At 63.4% G+C, this 22,612-nt stretch carries 19 protein-coding genes; 8 read left to right on the top strand and 11 right to left on the bottom strand.

The genetic code is table 11. From position 1 onward, the window contains the following. Positions 1–5: 5 nt before the first annotated feature. From GGQ74_RS01580 to GGQ74_RS01565, 4 genes are read right to left on the bottom strand one after another with little or no spacing between them, the layout of a single operon-like run. Positions 6–1,625 (bottom strand): dipeptide ABC transporter ATP-binding protein, encoded by a 1,620-nt coding sequence (locus tag GGQ74_RS01580; protein WP_167939792.1) that lies wholly within the window; start codon positions 1,623–1,625, stop codon positions 6–8. Next, positions 1,622–2,653, bottom strand: coding sequence for an ABC transporter permease (locus GGQ74_RS01575; protein ID WP_167939791.1), 1,032 nt, complete (start codon positions 2,651–2,653; stop codon positions 1,622–1,624). Before GGQ74_RS01575 ends, GGQ74_RS01580 begins: the two co-directional genes overlap by 4 nt. Next, positions 2,646–3,749, bottom strand: coding sequence for a microcin C ABC transporter permease YejB (locus GGQ74_RS01570; RefSeq protein WP_167939790.1), 1,104 nt, complete (start codon positions 3,747–3,749; stop codon positions 2,646–2,648). Before GGQ74_RS01570 ends, GGQ74_RS01575 begins: the two co-directional genes overlap by 8 nt. Further along, positions 3,746–5,614, bottom strand: a complete 1,869-nt coding sequence (locus GGQ74_RS01565; RefSeq protein ID WP_167939789.1) for an extracellular solute-binding protein — start codon at positions 5,612–5,614, stop codon at positions 3,746–3,748. Before GGQ74_RS01565 ends, GGQ74_RS01570 begins: the two co-directional genes overlap by 4 nt. A gap of 311 nt (positions 5,615–5,925) precedes the next feature. Here GGQ74_RS01565 and GGQ74_RS01560 point away from each other — a divergent pair, with 311 nt between their 5' ends. From GGQ74_RS01560 to GGQ74_RS01535, 6 genes are all read left to right on the top strand, one after another. Further along, positions 5,926–8,859, top strand: a complete 2,934-nt coding sequence (locus GGQ74_RS01560) for a M16 family metallopeptidase (protein WP_167939788.1) — start codon at positions 5,926–5,928, stop codon at positions 8,857–8,859. 139 nt (positions 8,860–8,998) lie between these two features. Next, on the top strand, positions 8,999–11,473 hold the full coding sequence (locus GGQ74_RS01555; RefSeq protein ID WP_167939787.1) for a TonB-dependent receptor plug domain-containing protein: 2,475 nt from the start codon (positions 8,999–9,001) through the stop codon (positions 11,471–11,473). Positions 11,474–11,475: 2 nt separating this feature from the next. Next, complete coding sequence (locus GGQ74_RS01550) at positions 11,476–12,366, top strand: ABC transporter ATP-binding protein (RefSeq protein WP_167939786.1); 891 nt, start codon at positions 11,476–11,478, stop codon at positions 12,364–12,366. Between the two features lie 48 nt (positions 12,367–12,414). Beyond that, positions 12,415–13,086: a hypothetical protein gene (locus tag GGQ74_RS01545; protein WP_167939785.1), complete on the top strand. Its 672-nt coding sequence runs from the start codon at positions 12,415–12,417 to the stop codon at positions 13,084–13,086. After that, positions 13,080–14,324, top strand: coding sequence for a DUF4857 domain-containing protein (locus GGQ74_RS01540; RefSeq protein ID WP_167939784.1), 1,245 nt, complete (start codon positions 13,080–13,082; stop codon positions 14,322–14,324). Before GGQ74_RS01545 ends, GGQ74_RS01540 begins: the two co-directional genes overlap by 7 nt. 342 nt (positions 14,325–14,666) lie before the next feature. Then, entirely contained in the window at positions 14,667–15,056 is a 390-nt protein-coding gene (locus GGQ74_RS01535; protein ID WP_167939783.1) for a pancreas/duodenum homeobox protein 1, read from the top strand. A 177-nt stretch (positions 15,057–15,233) separates the two neighbouring features. On the opposite strand, the gene GGQ74_RS01530 is transcribed toward GGQ74_RS01535, so the two are convergent. After that, positions 15,234–16,025 (bottom strand): hypothetical protein, encoded by a 792-nt coding sequence (locus GGQ74_RS01530; protein WP_167939782.1) that lies wholly within the window; start codon positions 16,023–16,025, stop codon positions 15,234–15,236. A 488-nt stretch (positions 16,026–16,513) separates the two neighbouring features. Between GGQ74_RS01530 and GGQ74_RS01525 the strand changes: the two genes are divergently transcribed. Both GGQ74_RS01525 and GGQ74_RS01520 read left to right on the top strand, forming a co-directional pair. Next, positions 16,514–16,948, top strand: coding sequence for a thioredoxin domain-containing protein (locus GGQ74_RS01525; RefSeq protein WP_167939781.1), 435 nt, complete (start codon positions 16,514–16,516; stop codon positions 16,946–16,948). Between the two features lie 100 nt (positions 16,949–17,048). Continuing rightward, complete coding sequence (locus GGQ74_RS01520) at positions 17,049–18,260, top strand: PatB family C-S lyase (protein ID WP_209280049.1); 1,212 nt, start codon at positions 17,049–17,051, stop codon at positions 18,258–18,260. Between the two features lie 97 nt (positions 18,261–18,357). Here GGQ74_RS01520 and GGQ74_RS01515 read toward each other — a convergent pair whose 3' ends face one another. From GGQ74_RS01515 to GGQ74_RS01490, 6 genes are all read right to left on the bottom strand, one after another. After that, positions 18,358–18,606, bottom strand: a complete 249-nt coding sequence (locus GGQ74_RS01515) for a hypothetical protein (protein ID WP_167939780.1) — start codon at positions 18,604–18,606, stop codon at positions 18,358–18,360. Positions 18,607–18,748: 142 nt separating this feature from the next. After that, positions 18,749–19,480 (bottom strand): amino acid ABC transporter ATP-binding protein, encoded by a 732-nt coding sequence (locus GGQ74_RS01510; RefSeq protein ID WP_167939779.1) that lies wholly within the window; start codon positions 19,478–19,480, stop codon positions 18,749–18,751. Positions 19,481–19,484: 4 nt separating this feature from the next. Further along, positions 19,485–20,492 (bottom strand): amino acid ABC transporter permease, encoded by a 1,008-nt coding sequence (locus GGQ74_RS01505; RefSeq protein ID WP_167939778.1) that lies wholly within the window; start codon positions 20,490–20,492, stop codon positions 19,485–19,487. A gap of 200 nt (positions 20,493–20,692) precedes the next feature. Next, complete coding sequence (locus GGQ74_RS01500) at positions 20,693–21,514, bottom strand: transporter substrate-binding domain-containing protein (RefSeq protein WP_167939777.1); 822 nt, start codon at positions 21,512–21,514, stop codon at positions 20,693–20,695. A gap of 70 nt (positions 21,515–21,584) precedes the next feature. After that, positions 21,585–21,749, bottom strand: a complete 165-nt coding sequence (locus GGQ74_RS01495; protein WP_167939776.1) for a hypothetical protein — start codon at positions 21,747–21,749, stop codon at positions 21,585–21,587. Positions 21,750–21,844: 95 nt separating this feature from the next. Beyond that, positions 21,845–22,606 carry an amidinotransferase gene (locus GGQ74_RS01490; RefSeq protein ID WP_167939775.1) on the bottom strand — a complete coding sequence of 254 codons (762 nt, stop codon included), beginning with the start codon at positions 22,604–22,606 and terminating at the stop codon, positions 21,845–21,847. Positions 22,607–22,612 lie beyond the last annotated feature (6 nt).

The raw sequence follows: 22,612 nt of genomic DNA, 5'->3' as shown, positions 1-22,612 counted from the left end.
GATGTCTACGCGGTGCGTCGTGATTGCAATTCGTCGAATCCCCCGCATACGGCTGCAGCGTCCACGAGGGTCCGCGTGTACTGGTGCCGCGGATTGGCGAACACCTCGCGCGTCGCTCCGGATTCGACAATCCGTCCGTCGCGCATCACGAGAACCCTGTGGCAGAACGCCTGTGTCAGATGCAGGTCATGCGTGATGAAAAGGTAGCCCAGCCCCCGCTGGCACTGAAGGTCACGCAGCAGGTCGATGACCTGAAACTGCACGCTTCTGTCCAGTGAGGACGTCGGCTCGTCCAGTACGAGCAGTTCCGGCCGCAGGACCAGCGCACGGGCAATGGCGATGCGCTGACGCTGACCGCCGGAAAACTCGTGCGGGTAGCGATGACGAAGAGCGGGATCGAGCCCCACCTCGTCCAGCGCGGTGCAGACCCTGCGCGTGGCCTCCTCGTGCGTGGGGTGACCATGGGCAAAAAGTCCCTCGGCCACGATGTCCTCCACACACATACGCGGGCTGAGCGAGCCGAAGGGGTCCTGAAAGACGACCTGAAGCCTCCGCCGCAGAGGCCGCATGTCCCGCTCGGCGAGGGCGGTCAGTTCCTCCCCGCGAAAGCGCACGCGGCCCTGACCGCGCAGCAGACGCAGCACGGCCATGCCAAGGGTGGTCTTGCCGGAACCGGACTCGCCCACCAGCCCGAGGCACTCGCCCCGGCGCAGTTGGAAGGACACTCCGTCCACAGCCTTCACATGGCCCGCCGTGCGCCGCAGAAGCCCCTTGCGCACTGGAAACCACACCTTCAGGTCGCGCACGTCGAGTATCGGCTCCGGCTCGCTGCCTAGGACGGCGGGCGCACCCTGCGCACCAGCGGATACGAGGCTTCGCGTGTACTCGTGCCGGGGCGCGGTGAAGAGGCGGTCCACGCCGCCCTCCTCCATCACGCGCCCATGGCGCATCACGTAGGCGCGGTCCGCGTAGTGATGCACCAGTCCCAAATCGTGACTGATGAGCAAGACACTCATGGACAGCCGCCGGGTCAGATCGGCCATGAGGTCCAGAATCTGGCGCTGCACGGTCACATCGAGCGCGGTTGTCGGCTCGTCGGCGATGAGGAGCTTCGGCTCCCCGGCGAGAGCGGAGGCGATCATCACACGCTGGCACTGACCGCCCGACAGTTCGTGGGGGTAGGCGGTGAGGTAGTTACGCGGCTGGTCCATGCCCACCATGTCCAACAGTTCCAGCATGCGCGAGCGCGCGGCGGCTCCGGCAAGGCCCTTCTGCCAGCGCAGGGTTTCGCCGATGAGCTTTTCCACGGTGTGCAGAGGGTTGAGGCTCGGACGCGGCTCCTGAAAGACCATGGCCGCCACTCCGCCGCGCAGCCGCCGCAACTCGGCCGCAGAAGCCGAGAGGACGTCCACGCCATCAAGGGAGACCGCCCCGGACACCACACGCGCCTGCGGAGGCAGAAGCCCCATGACCGCACGCGCGGTGACCGACTTGCCCGAGCCGGATTCGCCAACAAGGGCCATGGTTTCGCCGGGAAGGACGTCGAGGGACACGTCGTCCACGGCCACTGAGCGGCCGAAACGTACGCCAAGCCCGCGCACGCTCAATATTGAGGAATGCTTCACAGATCTGCGCTCCTGTTGGGGTCGAGGGCGTCGCGCGCGGCCTCGCCGATGAATACGAGAAGGGTCAAAAGGGTCGAGAGCACCACGAAGGCGGACAGCCCAATCCACGGCGCATGCAGGTTCGCCTTGCCCTGCGAGAGAAGTTCCCCGAGGGACGGCGAGCCGGGCGGCATGCCGAAGCCGAGGAAATCCAGCGAGGTAAGCGTGCCGATGGCCCCGTTGAGAACGAAAGGCAGGAAGGTCAGGCCCGCGACCATGGCGTTGGGCAGGATGTGGCGGAACATGATGATGGAATCGCTCACGCCCATGGCCCGCGCGGCGCGGACGTAGTCGAGATTGCGCCCGCGCAGGAACTCCGCGCGCACCACACCGACGAGGGACATCCAGCTAAACAGCAGCATGATGCCAAGGAGCCACCAGAATCCGGGACGGATCATGTCCGCGAGGATGATAAGCAGATAGAGCACCGGCATGCCGGACCATATTTCCATGAACCGCTGGCCGATCATGTCCACGCGGCCGCCGTGGTAGCCCTGCACCGCCCCGGCGCAGACGCCGATGACCGTGCTGAACAGCGTCAGCAGCAGCCCGAAAAGCACCGACACGCGAAAGCCGTACAGCAGCCGTGCCACAAGGTCGCGTCCCTGATCGTCCGTACCGAGCCAGTGCCGGGCCGACGGCGGCTGCGGCGCGGGACCGGGCAGGTCGAAATCGATGGTGTCGTCGGCGAAGCGGATAGGCGGCCACAGCATCCAGCCCTGCGCCTCAATGTTTTCGATGATGTAGGGGTCGCGGTAATCGGCGGGCACGTCGAAGTCCCCGCCGAACTGACGCTCCGAATAGTCGACGAAGACCGGCATATGCAGTTCGCCCCGGTAGGAGACGACAAACGGCCTGTCGTTGGCGACGAATTCCGCCCCAAGGGACACCGCGAAAAGCACGACGAAGACGACAAGCGACCAGAAGCCGCGCCGATTGGCCCGGAAATTCGCCAACCGCCGTCTGCACAGAGGGGAAAGCCTAGGCATGGGCACCCCCTCTGCGTTCGAAGTCGATGCGCGGGTCGATGAACATGTAGGTGAGGTCGCAGGCGAGCTTGGTCACCAGCCCGATAAGGGTGAACATGTACAGCGTCGCGAACATGACTGGATAGTCGCGCTGCATGGCGGCCTCGAAGCCGAGAAGCCCCAACCCGTTCAGTGAGAATATAACCTCGATGAGCAGTGACCCCGTGAAGAACATGTGCACGAAGGCCGCCGGGAAACCCGAAATGACGATGAGCATGGCGTTGCGGAAGATGTGCCCGTACAGCACGCGGCGCTCCGTGAGCCCTCGCGCCCGGGCGGCCACCACGTACAGCCTGCCTATCTCGTCGAGGAAGGAGTTCTTGGTCAGCATGGTCAGCGTGGCGAAGCCGCCGATGACCATGGCCGTGATGGGTAGCGCCAGATGCGATGCGTAGTCCGCGATGCGGCCCCATGTCGTCATATCCTCGAAGCCGGGCGAAACCAGCCCACGCAGCGGAAACCACTTGAAGTAGCTCCCACCGGCGAACAGCACCACCAGCGCGATGGCGAACAGAAACACCGGCACGGCGTTGCCCACCACCACGGCGATGCCCGTGACGGCGTCGAAGCGGCTGCCGTGGCGTACGGCCTTGCGGATACCAAGCGGGATGGACACGAGATAGATGATGAGCGTGCTCCACACCCCAAGCGACACGGACACGGGCAGGCTGTCCCACAACAGCCCGGTCACGCTACGGCCCTTGAAGAAGCTATCCCCGAAGTCGAAGCACGCATAGTCGCCGAGCATCTTCACGAAGCGCTCGTGCACGGGCCGGTCGAAACCATAGAGCAGTTCCACCTTGCGGATCAGCTCCGCAGACACGCCCCGCGTCACGGTGTGCACTGCACCGGAAGCGTCATCGACAGCGGTGGCGATACCATCGCCGGATTCGCCGCCAATGCGCTCCATGACGCCCGAGTCCTCCCCGGAGAGCCGTGCGAGGAACTGGTCCACCGGCCCGCCCGGTGCGGTCTGGATGATGAAGAAATTGAGGGCCATGATGCCAAGCAGCGTGGGCACCACCAGCGCCAGCCGTCGCAGCGCGTACGCGGTCACAGCGTCGCCTCCGCGCCGAATCCGGCCTCGGCGATGCGTTTCGCGCGGCCTTCGTCGTACCACCATGAGAAGATGTCCACACCGCGCGAGGGGTGGCGTTCGAGCATGCCGAACCTGTCCCAGTACGCGACACGGTCCACAGGGCAGTACCAGCCCGGCACCGCGTAGTGTTCCCACAGCAGCACGCGGTCCAGCGCGCGCACAGCGGCGACGAGGGACTGCCTGTCCCGCGCGGCGATGATGTGTTCCACGAGGTCATCGACCACGGGGCTCTTCACTCCGGCCAGATTGCGCGAACCCGGAGTGTCCGCGGCGGCGGCGGTCCACATGAAACGCTGCTCGTTGCCCGGGGAATCGGACTGGCGCATCACGGAGACGATCATGTCGAAATCGAAGGAGCGGGTGCGCCGCACATAGCGCGAGGCGTCCGCCATGGACACCTCCATGCGGATGCCGAGCGTGGCGAGGTTCTTTGCGTAGGGCAGCACCACGCGCTCCATACTCGGCGAGCGCAGAAGCATCTCGAAAACGAAAGGCCTGCCCTGCGCGTCGCGCAGCACGCCGTCCTCAAGCCGCCATCCGGCCTCGGTCAGGAGGGCCAGCGCCCGGCGCAAGCGCTCGCGGATACGGCCGGAGCCGTCGCCCGTGGGTGCCACGCACGGCTCACCGAACACCTCGGGGGCAAGGCTTCCCCGCCACGGTTCCAGAAGCGCCAGTTCGGCCCCGCTAGGCACCTCGCGCGAGGCAAAGGCGGAATTGGAGAAGTAGCTGTCGCAGCGCGTGTACTGACTGTAAAACAGTGTCCTGTTCGTCCACTCGAAGTCGAAGGCGAGGGTCAGGGCCTCGCGCACGCGGCGATCCGCGAACTGTAGCCTGCGGGTGTTGAACACCAGCCCCTGCATTCCGGCCGGGCGCTCGTGGGCGATGGTCTCGCAGCGGATAAGGCCAGCGTCGATGGCCGGACCGCGATAGTCCTGCGCCCACGCCTTGGCGCTGTTCTCCATCTGGTAGTCGAACTCGCCACCACGGAAGGCCTCGGCGGACACGGTCCTGTCACGGTAGTAGTCGTAGCGGATGCGGTCGAAGTTGTAGCGGCCGCGATTCACAGGAAGCGCTGCGCCCCACCAGTCCCCCACGCGCTCGTATTCAACGCTGTAGCCCGTGCGCGATTCCCGCACACGGTACGGACCGCAGCCCGGCGGCACATCGAGGGTGGGCGAGCCGAAGTCCCGCCCCTGCCACCAGTGACGCGGCAGAACCGGCAACTGCCCGGCGATGACGGGCAGCTCGGGATTTCCACGCTCGCGGAAGTCGAAACGCACCGCATGGGCCGAAAGCTTCGTCACCCCGGACACGCCCTCGTAGTACTTGGCGTAGGTGGGGCTGCCCTGCTTCACCAGCGCATCGAAGGTGAATATCACGTCGTCCGCGGTCACCGGCTCGCCATCGGAAAATCGCGCCGAGGGGTCGAGATGGAAGACGACATGCGAACGGTCCTCGGGCACGTCGAAACTTCTGGCGACGTAGGGATACTGGGTGAAAGGCTCATCGCGCGAGGACGTGGTAAGCGTGGCCGCAAGCAGTCCGTTCCCGGCGGCGGCAATGCCGCGTGCGATGTAAGGATGAAAGCTGTCGAAGGTCCCTATGGCCGCAAGCCGCAACGTCCCGCCCTTAGGCGCGTCCGGATTGGCATAGGGGAAATGCGTGAAATCCGCAGGGAGCGCGGGGGCACCGCCGATGGCCAGCGCGTGGAGCCCCATGCCCCACGCCGCCCTCGGCTCGGGCGCGGGCTGCGCATGGGCAATGGACGCGGCATTAGCAAGAAGCAGAATCGCAAGAAGAGGGCCGAGAGTTCTCGAAATCATGTCATGTCCCAGTGGCTGTTTGATTTTCCATCCGCAGGATGCGGCTTTAGGCCCTTTAGGCGAAATTGAAAATCAAAGTCAAGTTCAGAAAATCGTCAACCATGCCGGGGCATCACGAAACACCATCCAAAGCACCATCACAACCATCTGATTTCCCGTGAAAAATTGAAAACGTGCGCGACTCGCCAAGTCACAAATATTGAAATTGAGATTGAATTTCATTCTTGACGACTCGCACCCGGTCAACTATTGACCGCCAGATACGCTTGGGAATTCAGGAAAAAGCATCTTCAACAGGTATGGTTCATCACATGCTCCACTCCCCCACCCTCCGCGCAGGCTTGCGGCGGACTTCAGGACTGCGCCTCGCATGCGCCGCCCTCGTGGCGATGCTGACCGTCGCCGCGCTCCAGTCCCATGCCCTCGCGGCCGAGGCCCCATGGCTCGATGGCCGCTGGCCACACGAGAAGTGCGACCTCGCCCCCCATCCCGACGCCGTCTTCGGACGGCTGGACAACGGCTTTCGCTACGTGCTCCTTCGTCACGACACCCCGAAGGGGCGCACCGCCATGCACCTGGACGTTCAGGCCGGTTCGCTCATGGAGCGCGACAACGAGGCGGGCATCGCCCACTTCATGGAACACATGGTCTTCAACGGCTCGCGCCACTACGCTCCGGGAGAACTGATCAAGTACTTCCAGCAGAACGGCATGAGCTTCGGCGGAGACACCAACGCCCATACGGCGCTCACGGAAACGGTCTTCAAGCTCGACCTGCCCGAATCCTCGGACGAATCCATCACCATGGGCCTGAGCGTCCTTTCGGACTTCGCCACCGGCGCACTCATCCTCGAAGAGGAAGTGAACCGTGAACGCGGCGTCGTTCTGGAAGAAAAGACCGCGCGCGACACGGCGCGCTCCCGCGCCCGCCAGCGCGAGCTGGACGACGTCTTCGCCAGCACGCGCTTCGTCAACCCGGTCATCGGGCGCGAGGACGTGCTCATCCCGGCCAACGCGGCTCTGCTGCGCGGCTTCTATGACGCATGGTACCGCCCGGAGTTGACCATCCTCGTCGTGGTTGGCGATTTCGACCCCAAGGCCGTGGAACCCATGGTCCGCTGGGCCTTCGCGGACTTCCGCCCCCGTGCGCCGCGCCGCAATGTCCCCGCCTGGGGCGAGTTGGCGTTCACCGGAACCCGCGCCTACCACGACGCGAAAACCGGAACGACGCCCATGGTCACGGTGGAGGCCTTGCACCAGCGCCAGCACGAAGAGGACAACCGCGCCCTCCAGCGCCGGATGCTCGCCGAACAGCTTGGAATGAAGATCCTGCGCGAGAGGCTCCTTACCCTCGCCTCCAGACCGGACGCGCCATGCAGCAAGGCCTTCGCGCACATGAGCGACAGCTTCGGCCTGTTCCGACAGGCGGGCATGATGGCCCTGTGCCGCGATGGCCGCTGGAACGAATCCCTCACTCTGCTCGAAAACGAACTGCGCCGCATCCTCGACCACGGCATCACGCAGGCCGAATTCGACAGGGCCAAGGCCTTCTACGCCACCTCCATCCGCCGCAACATTAAGCGCGAGGCGGCCACGCCCTCTCGCGACATCGCCGCGGAGATCGTCATCTGCCTGAACGACGATCGCGTATACCAATCCGCGCGGCAGTCCCTCGAACTCTACGGTCCCATGCTCCAAAGCATGACCCGCTCCGAGGCCGAGGACGCGCTTCGCGAGGCATGGAACACGAAGCGCCGCGTCATCTCCGTCACCGGTATCGAAATCGACGGTCTCGGCGCAGGCCAAACCCCGCACAAGGCCATCCTTGCCGCGTGGGACGCCGCCGGAACCAAGACCGTGACCGAATGGACGCAGGATCGCGAAATCCGCTTTCCGTACCTGCCCGTTCCGGCCAAGCCCGCCACTGTCGTCAGCCGCGAACATGAAAACTCCCTGCCTGCGCCCTACGACTACGACAGGGCCCGCCTCGACAACGGCGTCACTCTGCTCATGAAGACGAGCGACGCGGAGCCGGACAGCGTGGAAATCTCCCTGTGCTTCGGCACGGGCACCGCACGTATGAGCGAGCGCGAACAGCGCGTCGCCCGGCTCGCCACCGAGGTCCTCTCCATGTCCGGAGCAGGCAGGCTGACACGGATGGAACTCGTGCAGGCGCTTGGCGGCAGGAACATCCGCACCGATTGGCAGGCCCGGACCGACTGCATGAGCATCTCCGCATCCTGCCTGAAGGAAGACGTGGAGACGGCCCTGCACATCCTGCGGGCCATGCTCCTCGACCAAAAGATCAGCGAGGCCGACTTCGCGGCAGCCATGGCCAAGCTCGAAAACGAGAACGAACGTGTCACCGGCACCGCCTCGGGCGTACTGGGCAGGGGCGGCATGCGCTTCCTCACGGGCGGCATGGGCCACCTCTCCCCGTTAGCTCTCGACGACGTGCGCGACATCACCCTCGCCGAACTGCGCGACTTCCTGCGCAGGCAAACGGCCCTCGGCCCGGTCACCATCAGCGCTACGGGCGACTTCGCTCCCGACGCCTTCGTGACGCAGGCAGCCCAGCTGTTCGCAGGCCCCGCGCGTCCGGCTTCCGAGGCCACGCCCGGCGTCGTCCTTACCTTCCCGGCTGGCCAAACTGCCCAGCAGTCCCTTGAAGGCGTGCTGGATCAGGCCGGTGTGCTCGTGGCCTATCCGCTGCCCGGAGCCATTACCGGCCCCATGGGCACAGATGACCCGCAGGTGCGGGACGAAATCCGCTACATGCTTCTCAGCCGCGTGCTGGGGGACAGACTGCGCGTACGCGTGCGCGAAGAACTCGGCGCGTCCTACTCGCCTTCCAGTTCGACGCGGCAGTACGCGGACTTCCCGGGCTACGGGCTCCTCGTCGCCACTGTCGCCACCGACGGCGGGCAGCTCGATCTCGTACAGCGGGAAGTGGAAAAGGTCTTCGCCGACCTCGCGAAGGACGGCGTGAACGCGGAGGAGCTCGAACGCGCCCGTCGGCAACTCATTGCCGGACGCGCCAAGGCGCTTCGCCGCAACATGTACTGGCGCATGCTCCTTGAGCAGGAGCATCACTCCCGCCCGGGCATCATCGCCCGCATGGCCGCCACGGACGACGTCCTGCGCGCCACCACCGCAGCGGAGCTCTCGGAGCTTGCCAGGCGGACATTCGTGACGGACAGGGCCGCCGTCTTCACGGCCACGCCCGCTGCCTCCGAAAGCAACTAACAGAACCCCCGGCATGGCTGACGGCCATGTGCCGTCCTGCCTGCCGGGGGTTCTTTCGGCCTAACTATTGAGAATGAGAATCAGCCTCACACAAGAAACAGAACGTCATGCGTTCACGATGCACAACAGGAAGGAGAGCATGAACAAGACGAAGAAGAAACAGGACAAGGCACGCTGGAAACGACGCAAGGCATTGCGTGCGGCCCTCGCCGCACTGGCGCTGGCGCTGTGCATTGGCGTCGGCCCCGCCCTCGCGCAGGACGAATCCGCCAAGACAAGCGAGCAGGACGAGCGCGTCATGGTGCTGGACAAGGTCTCGGTTCAGGCCCGCCACGACGAGCCCGGCAAAGCCACCATCACCCGCGAGCGCCTCGAACACCTGCCCTCCGCCACAGGCAGCATCACCGAAACGCTGCGCACCCAGCCAAACGTCCAGTTCGACGAGGGCTTCGGCACGTCCCTGAACGGCGGAGAAATCACCCCGCCGGACATTTCCATCTCCGGCGGCAAGGCCTACGAGAACAACTTCACCATCGACGGCCTCGGCAACAACAACCGCATCGACCCCTCGGGCTTCGACAACGGCGAACCCACGGCCTTCCCCTCCGGCGCACCGCAGTCCATCTTCCTCGACACGGAACTCGTGGACGAGGTGGAGGTCTACACCTCCAACATTCCAGCCAAGCACGGTCTCTTCACGGGCGGCGTCGTCAACGCCAAGACCAGAACCCCCGCCGACGAATTCGGCGGCAAAGTGAAGATTCGCCACTCGCGCGACAAATGGTCCAACCAACGCCCGGCGGACAACGAGGATTTCGAAGACTCCTCCAGCGCGTCCTCGCAGCCGCTCTTCAGCCGCTACGACGGCAGCGTGACGCTCGACATCCCCATCACCGACTCCACGGGGGCCATCGTGGCCTACAGCGCGCAGCACGCCACCATCCCCCTGCACTACATGGACGGCGAAAAGGACCAGATCCGCCTGAACCAGAACCTCTTCGGCAAGCTCGTACACGAGCTAGACGACAGGACCAGCATAGACCTGACCATGGTCTATGCCCCGTACACGGCGGAAAATTTCACTGCGAGCGCCAAGAACTCCGGCTTCGACATCCATGCTGGCGGCTACGACGTGAAGCTCGGCTTCACCCGTGAGATGGACCTCGGCACCCTCGAAATGCGTACGGCCTATTCCGAATCGCAGACCCATCGCGACGCCGAGGAAAACATCCACACCACCTGGACGAAAAGCGGCGCATCCACCCAGTGGGGTACCAACTCGAAATTCGCCATGGAGGGCGGTTTCGGCGACGCGAAGACAGAACAGCGAAGCCTCGCCACCATGGTGGACTTCACCACCGCCGCCGCGCAGTTCGGCCCCACCTCGCACGTCTTCAACATGGGCCTCTCGCACGAGAACGTCTTTGGCTCCTACGAGCAGTCTGACGACCAGATCGCCTTCTACAACCCCACGACCAGCACCACCGTCGTGGACAACGGACAGGGCGGCGTGATCGCGGGCGAGCAGTACGCCCGGGCCAAAAGCGTACGCGCCGCGACCTCCCGCTCGGCGAACATGAACCTGCTTGCGGCCTACCTCGATGACACCATCACCCTCGGACGGCTGACCCTCACCCCGGGGCTTCGCGTGTCCTACGACGACCTCACGCAGAACACGAACCTCGAACCGCGCTTCAGGACCACCTTCGACATCCTCGGCGATGGACAGCTCAAGCTCATTGGCGGCGCAAACCGCTACTACGGCGCACCACTTCTGAGCTACGCCCTGCGCTCGGTGGAACCTCTCGTCCGCTACAGCCGCAGCATTGACGGAGCGGGCAACCTCGGCGACTGGCAGCGCACCACCTCCAGCGGCAACAATGGCTACGACCTCTCGGGGCTCGACACCCCCTACTCCGACGAAATCTCCATCGGTGCCGAGGCGCAGGTCTTCGGCGGCGTGGCGAGCATCGAATACCTCCAGCGCGAAGGGCGCGACCAGTTCGGCACCAAGACGGTAAAGAACGGAAAAGACACCTTCTACACCCTGACCAATGACGGCCGCACGGACTACGAGGGCTACACCCTGAAATTCGAAAAGACCGTGGACGGGCACTTCTTCAGCCTCGGCGCCACCTACGCCGACCAATCGAGCAACTTCAGCAGCTTCATCGACTCCTCGAACAACGACTGGCTGCCCGGCTACAACTTCGACAAGGTCTACTACGAGGGCGAACTCATCGACCGCGCGGACATGCCGCGCAGCAACTTCAACCGTCCGTGGGTCGTCACCTTCGTCTACTCGGGCAAGGTCCTCGACAGGCTGACCTTCACCAACACCACCCGCTACGTCTCGAACACCGAGGCCATCGTCAAGAAAGGCAAATACACCGATACGGACGGCGTAAACTACTACAAGTACGAGAAGTCCCACCTCGACGACAACGTCACCTTCGACTGGCAGTTGGACTACGAGGCATGGCGGCACGAGAACCAGCTGCTGACCCTGAACCTGACCGTGAAGAACGTCTTCGACTCCACGGGCATCGTGGACAGCGAGGGCAACCGCCAGATCGGCCGCCAGTTCTGGGCGGGCGCGACCTACGAGTTCTAGCCATGGCGGAAACGGTCATCTCCTGCCGCGAATTGCGGCACAGCTACGGCGAGAAGACAGTGCTCGACGGCCTGAGCTTCTCGGTGCCCTCGGGCAGCATCTTCGGACTGCTGGGCAAGAATGGCGCGGGCAAGACCACCACCATCAACATCCTGATGGGTTTCCTGCGCCCCATGTCCGGCGAATGCCGCGTGCTCGGCGAACCGAGCAACGACATCGCGCCCCTCACCCGGCGCGACATCGGCCTGCTACATGAACGGTTCATCCAGTACGACTTCATGAGCATCGCCGAGATCGAGCGCTTCCACGCCGCGTTCTACCCGAAGTGGGAGCGCGACGTGTTCCGCGACCTCGTCGGCAGGCTCGACGTCCCACAGGATCGGCGTATCTCGCGCATGTCCTGCGGGCAGCGCTCGCAGGTGGTGCTGGGGCTGATCATGGCGCAGAACCCGCGCCTCATGCTGCTCGACGACTACTCCATGGGGCTCGACGTGGGCTATCGCCGCCTGTTCCTCGACTTCCTTCAGGAATACGTGCGCGAACGCGGCACCACGGTGCTCGTCACCTCCCACGTGGTGCAGGATCTCGACCGCCTCATCGACGAGATGGTCATCATCCAGAACGGCAAAACACTGGTGACGGGACGTAAGGACGACTTCCTGCGCGCCTTCCACCGCTTCACCCTGCCCAGAAGCGACGCCACGGACCGCCTGCGCCCCGAGGGTGCGCTGGCCAACGTGGAGCACAGCCGCAGGACGACAACCCTCCACGCCTTCATGCCCCTTGCCGAGACGACCGCGCACCTCGCGGCCCTCGGCGTGGAGACGACGGGCATGGTGGAGCAGCCCATGGACTTCGAGGACGCCTTCATCGGCATCACCGGGAAATACTGAAACCGACGGCGGGGGCGCTACGCGTCCCCGCCGCCTTCTGGAGAACGGATGCTTTCCGCATTGGCCTACAAGGAATGGCTCAAGCTCAGGCGCGTGTTCTGGGTTCCCATCGCCGCCGCGGCGGTGGGACTCGGCGACACGCTGCTGACCTACCGCCACGTCAACGAGATAATCGGTCCGGTCATGCTCTGGCTGGACGCCGTGTACTACGACAAGGTCTTCTTCTCCGGCGTCATGTTCGCCGGAGTCTTCGCCGGGGCGTGGTTCGCCCTGTTCCAATTCGTGCCCGAATGCGCTGGAAACCGCCTCCGCCTGCTCTTCCACCTTCCGGTGCCGCACAGGCGGTCCGTGTACTTCATCGCGGGGACGGGACTGTGCGCCACTGCCGCCGTGGCGGGTGGAACGCTCCTCGGCGTGGCGCTCATCGTGGGGCGCTACATGCCCGCCGAAGCCGTAGCCCGCGCCATCATCACCTGCGCGCCGTGGATGCTGGCCGCCCTGCCCGCCTACATGGGCACGGCGCTTGTCGTCATGGAATCCTCGTGGGTGCGCAGACTGTGTCTGGGCATCACCACCGCGCTTTTCATCATGCCCCTTTTCGCCTCGCAGGTTCCCGGAGCCTACGCCACGGGCCTGCCCGCCTTCGCGGCGGCAAGCCTGCTGTGGCTGCTGCCCCTCGACGTGCAGGCCCACCGCTTCAAGAGGGGGACCAGATGGTAGCCTTCGCCCGCGCCGCAACCATCGCCATCATCGTCATCGTGCTCGCCGCCACGCTGCCGGATCTGCTGCGTCGCGCCACCAGCGTAAAGTCCGGCGCGCCCGTGGTCTTCTACAGCCCGGTCCAAAACGTCTTCATGATGCAGGAAACCACCGAAACAGGCATGAAGCGCACCGACGAACACGGCAACGTTCTGGGCTACAGGGACTACTGCCGCGCCCTGCCCTTCATGTTCCACGGCAACCTCATGAAGTGGGGCGAATACCCCGAGAGCATCGCCGGTCACCACATCCCACCCGAACGCGCCAAGCGCGACGTGCAGTTCGCCCGCGTAACCCCGCGCGACGTGAACACCCCGGAGCCGCCCCTCGCGATGCTCATGGAATCCGAACCGGAGGGCGCGAACCTCGCCTACCCCACGGACATGTTCCGCCTGACGGATCGCATGGAATTCATCGACTGCGCGACCAACCGCGTGGACGAAGCCAAATCGACCCGCTTCAGCGCGGCGCTTGCCGAGGCGGGATTCACCTATCCGGCCATGCGGGTTGGCATGAACCCCACCACGCAGAAACCTTTCGACGACGGCGCATTCATCGTGGACGCCACGGGCAGGCTCTTCCACCTGCGCATGGTTCAGGGCATGCCCGTGTGCATGGATACGCGCCAACGCCTCGACTCGCCGGTACGCAAAATTCTGGTGATGGAGAACGAACGTCGCGAATTCCACGCCCTCATCGTCACGGACACGGCTATCCTCGCCCTGTCCTGCGACGGCTATCGTCTCATCCGACTGCCGCTTCCGGGCTTCTCGCCGGATACGGACTCCGTGATGCTGCTGGCCACCCCGCTCAACCGCGTGGTGCAACACCGCACGGACGACGCGCTTCTCTGCACGGCCATGGATGAGCACTGGCAGCCCGTGCGCGACTATTCGCTCACCATCGCCAACGCCAAGCGAGAACGAAACGAGAGACTCGCCGCCTTCCTGTTCCCTTTCAGGATCGAAACACGTAGCGGTACAAGCAGGTTCGTCTCGCCCGAAGTGCAGGACGCCTTTACGCGTCCGGCGCTGTCGATCGCAGGATGCCTGCTGGCAGCGCTCGGCTATCTCGCCGTGCACCATCGTCGCTTCCGCCGCCTGCCCACTGCGGTGGACGTGGCACTTCTTGGCCTCACCGGGCTTTACGGCCTCATCGCCATGATTCTGGCGGGTCCGTTGCGCGAACCAAGGGACTGACCACCCGCGCGTTCCAGACCCGCCCGACGGGTGCGCCCGTACCCGGCCAGTCGGCGCGGCCCGGCGTCAGCCTCCTTCGCCGGGCCGCGCCCAACGCGGAAAAGGCCCCGGTCGATGACCGGGGCCTTTCCACTCGAATAACGCAGACACGGAGACCGATTGGACTCACGGCGCAAAGGGCTTCACCCACCCGCCGCACCAGCCTCGGCAACGACAATTCCGACACGCTTTCCTTGCCGTTGAAAACATTCCGTGATAGCGCAGGCCTGCTTTCGACTGCGCCCGCATTGCGAGTGCAGCCATACGACAGGAATCAACCGACCAAACGCCACGGTGGAGACCATGCCTACCGACTTCAGAACTCTCTTCTCCGACGAACGGCTTTGCGCCATCTTTCCCCCGGAACGCACCAACGACTTCTTCGAAGCCCTGCTGGGCGACAGTGACGATGGCGCATACGACATCCGGCTCAAGTTCATGCACGAGCACAACGGGCTTTTCGACTTCGAATTCCAGCTGCATCAGCGCCCGGGACGATGCCTCGCCTGCAACCTCACCTACGGCCTGCCGCAGGTCTTCGCGCGGCACCCGGTGATCAACGCAAAGGGCGTCGCGCGCGACATCGCCACCGCTCTGGGCAAAGATCCGGAACGCGCCAACTGGGACATCGGTTCCACCCGCGAATACTCCGCCGCCCTGCACGCGGTGCCCTTCACCGTCACCCTGAGCTAATCATTCACGCTTGAGACACAACAGTCCGGCAACGGACTGGAGCCATAAAATAGAAGCGGGACCACAGCATTGCTGTGGTCCCGCTTTTCCTTTGCCGCGCCGACCGCCTCGGAACGGCACCGCCAAAGGTTCTGCGCACCGCCCGCGAAGGACTGGCACGTCTTATCTGCTCATGGTTCAGCCGTGGGCATCCCACGGGAAATGGGCACGCGGCAGAAACCATCCACTGGCCCTGTCGATGCGGGAGAAATATGTCTCCCCAAGCACCCACTTGTAAAGATTTATCTCTTCATTGGGGAAGATACGCAGACCAGCGCCGCCCACAAGGCCAGCCTTGTTGCGCAGCAGGAGCGGCTTCACTTCCTGGAACAGGCGATTCGTATCGCCGATGACACCAGCGACCTCGCAGGCTGTCACACCGACGACGATGCCCGCCAACTGCAACAGGCGCACGTATTCGAAACGCGCGGCCAGCGCGTCGAGCAGGATGCGCTCCGGATGGGAGCAGCCCTCGCCGTCCCGAGCAGCACGGAAACAGGTACGCAGTGCGCCGTCCTCGGCTTCCGGACCTTCGGCTCCACCGGCAACGACCAGCCCGTAATGCTGACGCTCGTCCAGCGAACGCGCCACGAGATCAAGCGCACAGGTGGCGCACTCGTTGCGGGCTTCGCAAGCATCGGTCTTGGCGTGTCCGCCGTCCCAGAGGGCGACCACGCCACGCACGCCATGTTCCGCCGCATGGGCAAGAATCTGCGAGCAACAGACGTCGATGTCCCACGACATGCCACCCTGCGGAGGCCACAGGTCACGCTGCCCCGTCACACCGTGCGACTCGCACACGGCCTTGATGTTCTTCTCCAACGCACCGAGGGATTCCTCGGGCACAAGGACGCCGCCGACACACGTCAGCTGGCCCATGCCTTCGCGCAGTCCGTCAATGCACATGTCGGACGCAAAAAAGATATCCATTTCCATTCACTCCCAGACCTTTTGCCTACGCGATGCAATCGCGAAAACGACTCCACGCATTCGGCGCGGCCTGTTCAACTTCTGTTAAAACGCAAACGGCCGAACGTTACTCCTGCCGGACGGCTTTGGCAACAATCCTCCCAGTTGCGATGCGTATGCAATTTCTTGATAATCAAACATCATCCATGCAACGGACTGCCCACGCTGCAGAATCCCACCCATGCGTCGCCTCGCCGTCGTCCAAACGACACGGCGCGAAGCCCTCCAAAGCGCACAGCCAAAAGAATTCCGCATCTGCATTCCAGACGAACACAAAGGGAACGTTGCGACGAACGCCGACAGCCGAGCCCTGCGTTCTGTCTATCCTACAGGCGGCAGTATCGCTGCGAAAATGCCGCACAAAAGTTACTTCAGACGAAAATTCCATACGCAGAGCATCTTGCCTCATGCACGACGAATGGCTAGCTGTATTCGAAAGGAGTTTCGCCATGAACGAAACCGTCACGGTTCCCTGTCCGAACTGTCTCGCCACGAACCGAGTCATCGTTGCGAAGCTGCGCAATACGCCTGAATGCGGCCGTTGCGGCTCCCCTCTCCTCCCCAGCGTCCCCGTGCGCCTTGGGAGTGCCACCTTCCGCGCCTTCATGGAACGTAGCGGACTTCCCGTCATCGTAAATTTTCAGGCACCGTGGTGTCCGCACTGCCGCCGCATGGCTCCGGAATTCGAACGAGCCGCCCGCGTGCTCGGGCCCGCCATGCTGCTCGCCGTCGTGGACACGCAGCGCGAGGAAGCCCTCGCCGCCCACCACCGCATAGAGTCCGTGCCGACAACCGTCATCTTCAGGAACTCGACGGAACTAGCCAGACTGGCCGGAGCCATGGACGCGGAACAGCTCGCGTCGTGGGCCATGCGCTTCGCCTAGGCTTGCGGGAACGCACTCCCACGGCTACCATGCCGCACTCCGCCGCTGCCGGAATCTCCGGCGGCGGCGTTCACTTCATCCTCACGCAAGGAAGCACGCCGTGGCCATCACATACGACTTCGACACCCCCGTGGACAGACGCGAAACCGGCTCCGTCAAATGGCAACTCGTGCGGGACGGCATAGACCCGGAATCGTGGCACGTGGGCAACGACTGCTTCGAGCCGAACGGCATCATTCCCATGTGGGTGGCGGACATGGACTTCCGCTGCCCCGACGAAATCGTGAATGCGCTAGTCGAGCGCGCCAGACACGGCGTATTCGGCTACACGCTGGCCACGGACGACTACCGCGCCGCCGTGTGCGACTGGATGCGCCGCCGTCAGGGCTGGGCCGCACGCCCCAAATGGATCGTGCCCACGCCGGGCATTGTCCCCGCGCTGCACTGGCTGGTCCGCGCATTCACGAAACCCGGCGAGCAGGTGCTCGTGCAGCCGCCCGTCTATTATCCGTTCTTCAACGCGGCCAAGGCGTCGGACCGCCCCCTCGCCCGCAATCCGCTGGTACGCGACGGCGATCATTATCATATGAATTACGAGGAGCTGGAGCGCATCGCCGCAGACCCGCAGGTCACGCTGGCCATTCTTTCCAATCCGCACAACCCCGTGGGCCGCGTGTGGCAGCCGGAAGAACTGCGCCGCTTCGGTGAAATCTGCACCCGTCACGGCGTGCTGGTGGTGGCGGACGAAATCCACGGCGACCTCGTGCTCCCCGGCCACACCTTCACGCCCTACGCATCCCTCGGGGACAACCTCGCCGCATTGAGCATCATCTGCACGGCTCCGAGCAAGACCTTCAACCTCGCCGGGCTCCAGACCTCCAACATTTTCATTCCCGACGAGACGCTTCGTGAGCGCTTCTCGGCGGAGGTACGCGCAAATGGCATCTTCGACCCCAACCCCTTCGGCATGGTGGCCTGCCAAACGGCCTACACGCACGGCGAGGCGTGGCTGGACCAGTTGCTGACCTACATTGAGGGCAACGTGGATTTCCTCGTGGACACCCTCGCGCGCACGGTCCCCGAAATCACGGTCATCCGGCCCGAAGGCACCTACCTCGCGTGGCTCGACTGTCGCGCCCTCGGGATTACGCGCCCCGCCCTCGAAAAGCTTTTCCTGCACGACGCCCGCGTTTTTCTGGACGAAGGCCGCATGTTCGGCCCCGAAGGCGATGGCTTTGAGCGCATCAACCTCGCCTGCCCACGAAGCGTGCTGGCCGAAGCGCTCTCGCGCATCGCCGCTGCGGCACACTGAACGCAACCCGAAATCACGCCGAACAAAAGGGGCGTCGGATACACTCCGACGCCCCTTCTTCATGGCAATCATTCTACGCTAGGAATCCCCGCTCGCCTCACACGCGGGCGCGCACCACGGCCCCCACGCCCATCTCCGGGACGGAGACGTCCGGCGTCGGCAGGCCCGGCGCGGCCTTGGGGGCGCGGGTCAGCGCCAGCAGATCCTGTCCGTGCATGTAGTGGGCAAGGCCCTTGACGATGGGGTCGTCGAGGTCCCACTCGGTGCTGAAGGTAATCCACTGCCGCAGAAGTCCCTGCACCAGTGCGTGCTGCGCCTTCCACATATCATTGATGAGAAGACTCATGCCCAAGCCTACCGCACGTGAGGCCCTGCGCGCAAGCACTCCCGCCACCAGCGAACATTCGAGCATCCGGGCGAAGGAGACAAAAAAAGGCCGCATCCCTGTCGGGACGCGGCCTTCATTGCAATCAGATGCCGTCCGAAACCTAGAGAATCTGGCTCAGGAACAGCTTGGTGCGGTCGTTCTCCGGATTAGTGAAGAAGTGCTCCGGAGTGCCGACCTCAAGGATGGTGCCCGCGTCCATGAACACGACGCGGTCGGCCACCTCGCGGGCAAAGCCCATTTCGTGGGTCACGACGACCATGGTCATGCCGGACCGGGCGAGGTCCTTCATGACGTCGAGCACTTCGCCGACCATTTCGGGGTCCAATGCGGAGGTCGGCTCGTCGAAAAGCATAACCTTGGGGTTCATGCACAGGGCACGGGCAATGGCCACGCGCTGCTGCTGACCGCCGGAGAGCTGCTCGGGGTAGACGTTCCACTTGACCTCGATGCCGACCTTGCGCAGAAGCTCCATGCCCCGCTCCTCGCACTCCTTGCGGCCCTGCTTGCGCACGGTCATGGGGGCCATGACCAGATTCTCAAGCACGGTCTTGTGCGGGAACAGGTTGAAGGACTGGAAAACCATACCGGCCTCGGCGCGGATCTTGTTGATGTCCACGGCGGGGTCGAGCACGTTGAGTCCGTCGATGGTGATCTCGCCGGAGTCGGCATATTCGAGACGGTTCAGGCAGCGCAGGAAGGTGGACTTGCCGGAGCCGGACGGCCCGATGACCACGACCACCTCGCCCGCGGCGACGTCGCAGGAGACGTCGTTGAGGGCCTGAATGCGCTCGGGAACGTAGAAATACTTGTTGATGTTTCTGACTTTGATCATTTCATTACACCGCCTTGCGTTCCATGTACTGGACGATCACGGAGAGGGTGAAGGTCATCACCAGGTACAAAAGCGCGCACACGAACCACATTTCGTAGGTCTGCAACGACGCGCTGACCACCTCTCGGGTGACCTTGGTCAACTCGCGCACGGCGATGACGCCAAGCAACGAGGAGTCCTTGATAAGGCTGATGAACTGACCGGCCAGCGCGGGCAGGATGCGGCGGATGGCCTGCGGCATCACAACCTTGCGCATGGCTTCGCTATAGTTCATGCCAAGGGACCGCGCGGCCTCCATCTGGCCGCGATGAACGCTCTGGATGCCAGCGCGCACGATCTCGGCGGTGTACGCGCCGGTGAAGGTGGCAAGGCCGATGGCACCGAACCACAGGTTCGGCACGTTGGGCAGGCCCCACGTGGCCGCAAGCTGGTTGATGAGCGTACCCACCACGTAATACCAGATCATAAGCTGCACCAGAAGCGGAGAGCCACGCACCAGCTCGATGTAGGTGATGGCAGTCCACTTGAGCAGCGGATTGTCGGATATGCGGGCCAGACCGGTTCCCAGACCGAACACCATGCCGATCACGATGGAAATGAGACTGACCTTGAGCGTAATCCACAGACCCGTCAGGAACAGGCCGGCCTTCCACTCTTTGGAGGAACCGAGCACATCGCCGGGATAGACGAAGTCACCTTCCTCGACGCGGACATTCGCACCGGGGATGGCGTACTTCTCCACGGTTCCATCCAGCGCGGCCACAGTCACTTCGGATCCCTTGGTGTCCTGCTCGACAGCGGTCACTTCGCCGTCGAGCTCCGTTCGGATTGTCACCTCTTCCTGATAGAAGAAGTACTGCGGCACCCGGTACCATCGCCAAGTGTAATCAACATACTTGGTGGCGCCATAGAGGCCCAGACACGACACAACCACGAGAACGAAGAACATGGCCGCCCAGAACTTCCGGTACAACGGACTTCTGGGACGATCCAATCCGGGATAAAGTGACATTCTGCCTTCACGCTCCTTATGCTGCCCCCTACGGGGCCGGGTATTTCTCGAACACACGCATGGCGCGCTCGCGCATGGGTCCGTCATCACGGACGCATGCGCAAGGACGCCACACCGGCCGCCCTTGCGACAATCATCGCCCCGCGTACCCCCAAAAGGAGGCACGCGGGGCGTACTTCATCGTACTTGTGCGGACCGGACTACTGGAGGTTGTTGAACCAGGTGGTCGACTTGATCCACTTGTCGTAGATGCGGTCGTAGCGGCCGTCGGACTTGATCTGCTTCATGAAGTTGTTCAGGAAGTTCAGGAAGTCCGGGTCACCGCGCTTGATGCCCATGGCGATGGGCTCATAGGTGAAGGGCTTGTCGAGAATGAAAAGGTTCTTGCCACCCTGCTGGGCCATGAAGACGACACAGAAGGGCAGGTCGTACACGAAGGCGTCGGACTGGCCGTTGGCCACGTCCATGGCGCCGTCGGGCTCCTTGTCAAAGGACTTGTAGTTGGCCTTGGGCATCATGCGCTTGGTCGCCATCTCACCAGTGGTGCCGATGCGGGAGGCAACGGTGTACTTGGGGTCGTTCAGATCGCGATAGCTCTTGACCACGCCCTCGAACTTCTTGTTCACGAGCACAGCCTGACCGGCGGCGATGTAGGGGTCGGCGAAGCTGATCTGGAGGTTGCGCTCCTGGGTCAGGGTCATGCCGGAGATGATGATGTCGAACTTGTCGGCAAGCAGCGCGGGGACGATGCCGTCGAAGTCGGTGTTCACGACTTCCAGCTTCACGCCCATGGCCTTGGCGAGTTCCTTGGCGATGTCGACGTCGAAACCGATGACCTTACCATTCTTGTCGGTCATCTCGAAGGGAGCGTAGCCGGGGTCAAGACCCACGCGCAGCACGCCGCTCTTGAGAATCGTCTCAATGGTGGACTTCTGGGACATTTCGAAATCGGCGGCCAAAGCCTGACCGGCCAGCATGCAGAAGCACACCACGGCGAGCAGCAGATTCTTCACAAAACGCATCCGCAGACCTCCTATGCGAAGTTGAACAGTGGACCCCAAACGGGGCGAAGATGGATTGTCTACAAAAAGGTCAATACTTGCCTTCGGTAAGCACTTCCTTAATGATCATCTTCTTCTTGCAGACCGGACAATCAGGCATGGTCTCCTCCGGAAGGTAGATGACCTGGGAAATCTTGTGCACCGGGCAGTGGACCTCCACGGCCTCTCGCTTATACCTGTTCTTCAGGACGTCCATGACGAGTTCTCCGTGACAATTAGCGTGAATATACCGTCACTTGCGAAATGACAAGGCATATTCGGTTTTTGCCATTTTTGTAATCTGCCTATGGTCTAGAAGCGCAGCGAAAGGCAAGTCAGACCGCCGTCCATCTTGCGCGTTTCGCTCATGTCAAGTTCGACAATATTACGGCCCAGGCCGTCAAGCATTTTCCTCGTCTTGGGGAAACCTGTGGGCGTAATGAGGGTGTCATTGATGAGAAGCGTATTGGAGGCGTACTCCTCGTCCTTGTCCACGACGAGCAGATCGAAGCCCTCAATCTCCTTGCGGTCCGCGAAATCCTTGGTCACCAGCAGCGTATTGCCGCCCACCCAGTTCACGCTGGACTTGAAATGCAGACCGGCACCGACCGGAACCGGCGTCCACGTGTAGCCATGGGAGGCCATGATCTCGCCGAGCTGGCGAGCGCCTTCGGCATTGGTCCGGTCGGACACGCCGATGAAGAAATGCTTGTTCACGAGCAGCACATCGCCGCCGTCGAGAGTGCCGGGAGCCTCGATGCGGGCGAGGGTGCGATACTTCGCGAGGGCGGAGACGATGGTCTCCTTCTCGCCGTTGCGCTCAGACGCGCCGGGGTTGGTGATGACCGCCACCTCGGGCACGACGACGGCGACGTCCTCGACGAAATGCGCATCCGGGAAGGACGATTCGGCGGGGAGAACGTCAACGGCAAGGCCGAGGCCCCTGAGAGCGTCCACGTATGCCGCATGCTGGACCAGCATCAGATCATAATCGGCAGCACCAAGATGAGTAGAGGTGGTCAGCCCCTTCGCGAAGTCGGGGCAGGGAGTGCGGACTATGGCATGCGTAAACATCTGGCA

This window comes from Desulfobaculum xiamenense (genome assembly GCF_011927665.1).
GTDB lineage: Bacteria > Desulfobacterota > Desulfovibrionia > Desulfovibrionales > Desulfovibrionaceae > Desulfobaculum > Desulfobaculum xiamenense.
The sequence above is the reverse complement of the archived record's forward strand: the minus strand, read 5'-3'. Positions and strand labels throughout refer to the sequence as shown.

Bases quoted from the DNA above. Each gene is read 5' to 3' on its own strand.
- GGQ74_RS01535 (WP_167939783.1), top strand. From the start codon at position 14,667: ATGCCTACCGACTTCAGAACTCTCTTCTCCGACGAACGGCTTTGCGCC.
- GGQ74_RS01515 (WP_167939780.1), bottom strand. From the start codon at position 18,606: ATGAGTCTTCTCATCAATGATATGTGGAAGGCGCAGCACGCACTGGTG.
- GGQ74_RS01545 (WP_167939785.1), top strand. From the start codon at position 12,415: ATGCTTTCCGCATTGGCCTACAAGGAATGGCTCAAGCTCAGGCGCGTG.
- GGQ74_RS01500 (WP_167939777.1), bottom strand. From the start codon at position 21,514: ATGCGTTTTGTGAAGAATCTGCTGCTCGCCGTGGTGTGCTTCTGCATG.
- GGQ74_RS01555 (WP_167939787.1), top strand. From the start codon at position 8,999: ATGAACAAGACGAAGAAGAAACAGGACAAGGCACGCTGGAAACGACGC.
- GGQ74_RS01495 (WP_167939776.1), bottom strand. From the start codon at position 21,749: ATGGACGTCCTGAAGAACAGGTATAAGCGAGAGGCCGTGGAGGTCCAC.
- GGQ74_RS01565 (WP_167939789.1), bottom strand. From the start codon at position 5,614: ATGATTTCGAGAACTCTCGGCCCTCTTCTTGCGATTCTGCTTCTTGCT.
- GGQ74_RS01575 (WP_167939791.1), bottom strand. From the start codon at position 2,653: ATGCCTAGGCTTTCCCCTCTGTGCAGACGGCGGTTGGCGAATTTCCGG.
- GGQ74_RS01510 (WP_167939779.1), bottom strand. From the start codon at position 19,480: ATGATCAAAGTCAGAAACATCAACAAGTATTTCTACGTTCCCGAGCGC.
- GGQ74_RS01560 (WP_167939788.1), top strand. From the start codon at position 5,926: ATGCTCCACTCCCCCACCCTCCGCGCAGGCTTGCGGCGGACTTCAGGA.
- GGQ74_RS01505 (WP_167939778.1), bottom strand. From the start codon at position 20,492: ATGTCACTTTATCCCGGATTGGATCGTCCCAGAAGTCCGTTGTACCGG.
- GGQ74_RS01490 (WP_167939775.1), bottom strand. From the start codon at position 22,606: ATGTTTACGCATGCCATAGTCCGCACTCCCTGCCCCGACTTCGCGAAG.
- GGQ74_RS01530 (WP_167939782.1), bottom strand. From the start codon at position 16,025: ATGGATATCTTTTTTGCGTCCGACATGTGCATTGACGGACTGCGCGAA.
- GGQ74_RS01550 (WP_167939786.1), top strand. From the start codon at position 11,476: ATGGCGGAAACGGTCATCTCCTGCCGCGAATTGCGGCACAGCTACGGC.
- GGQ74_RS01525 (WP_167939781.1), top strand. From the start codon at position 16,514: ATGAACGAAACCGTCACGGTTCCCTGTCCGAACTGTCTCGCCACGAAC.
- GGQ74_RS01540 (WP_167939784.1), top strand. From the start codon at position 13,080: ATGGTAGCCTTCGCCCGCGCCGCAACCATCGCCATCATCGTCATCGTG.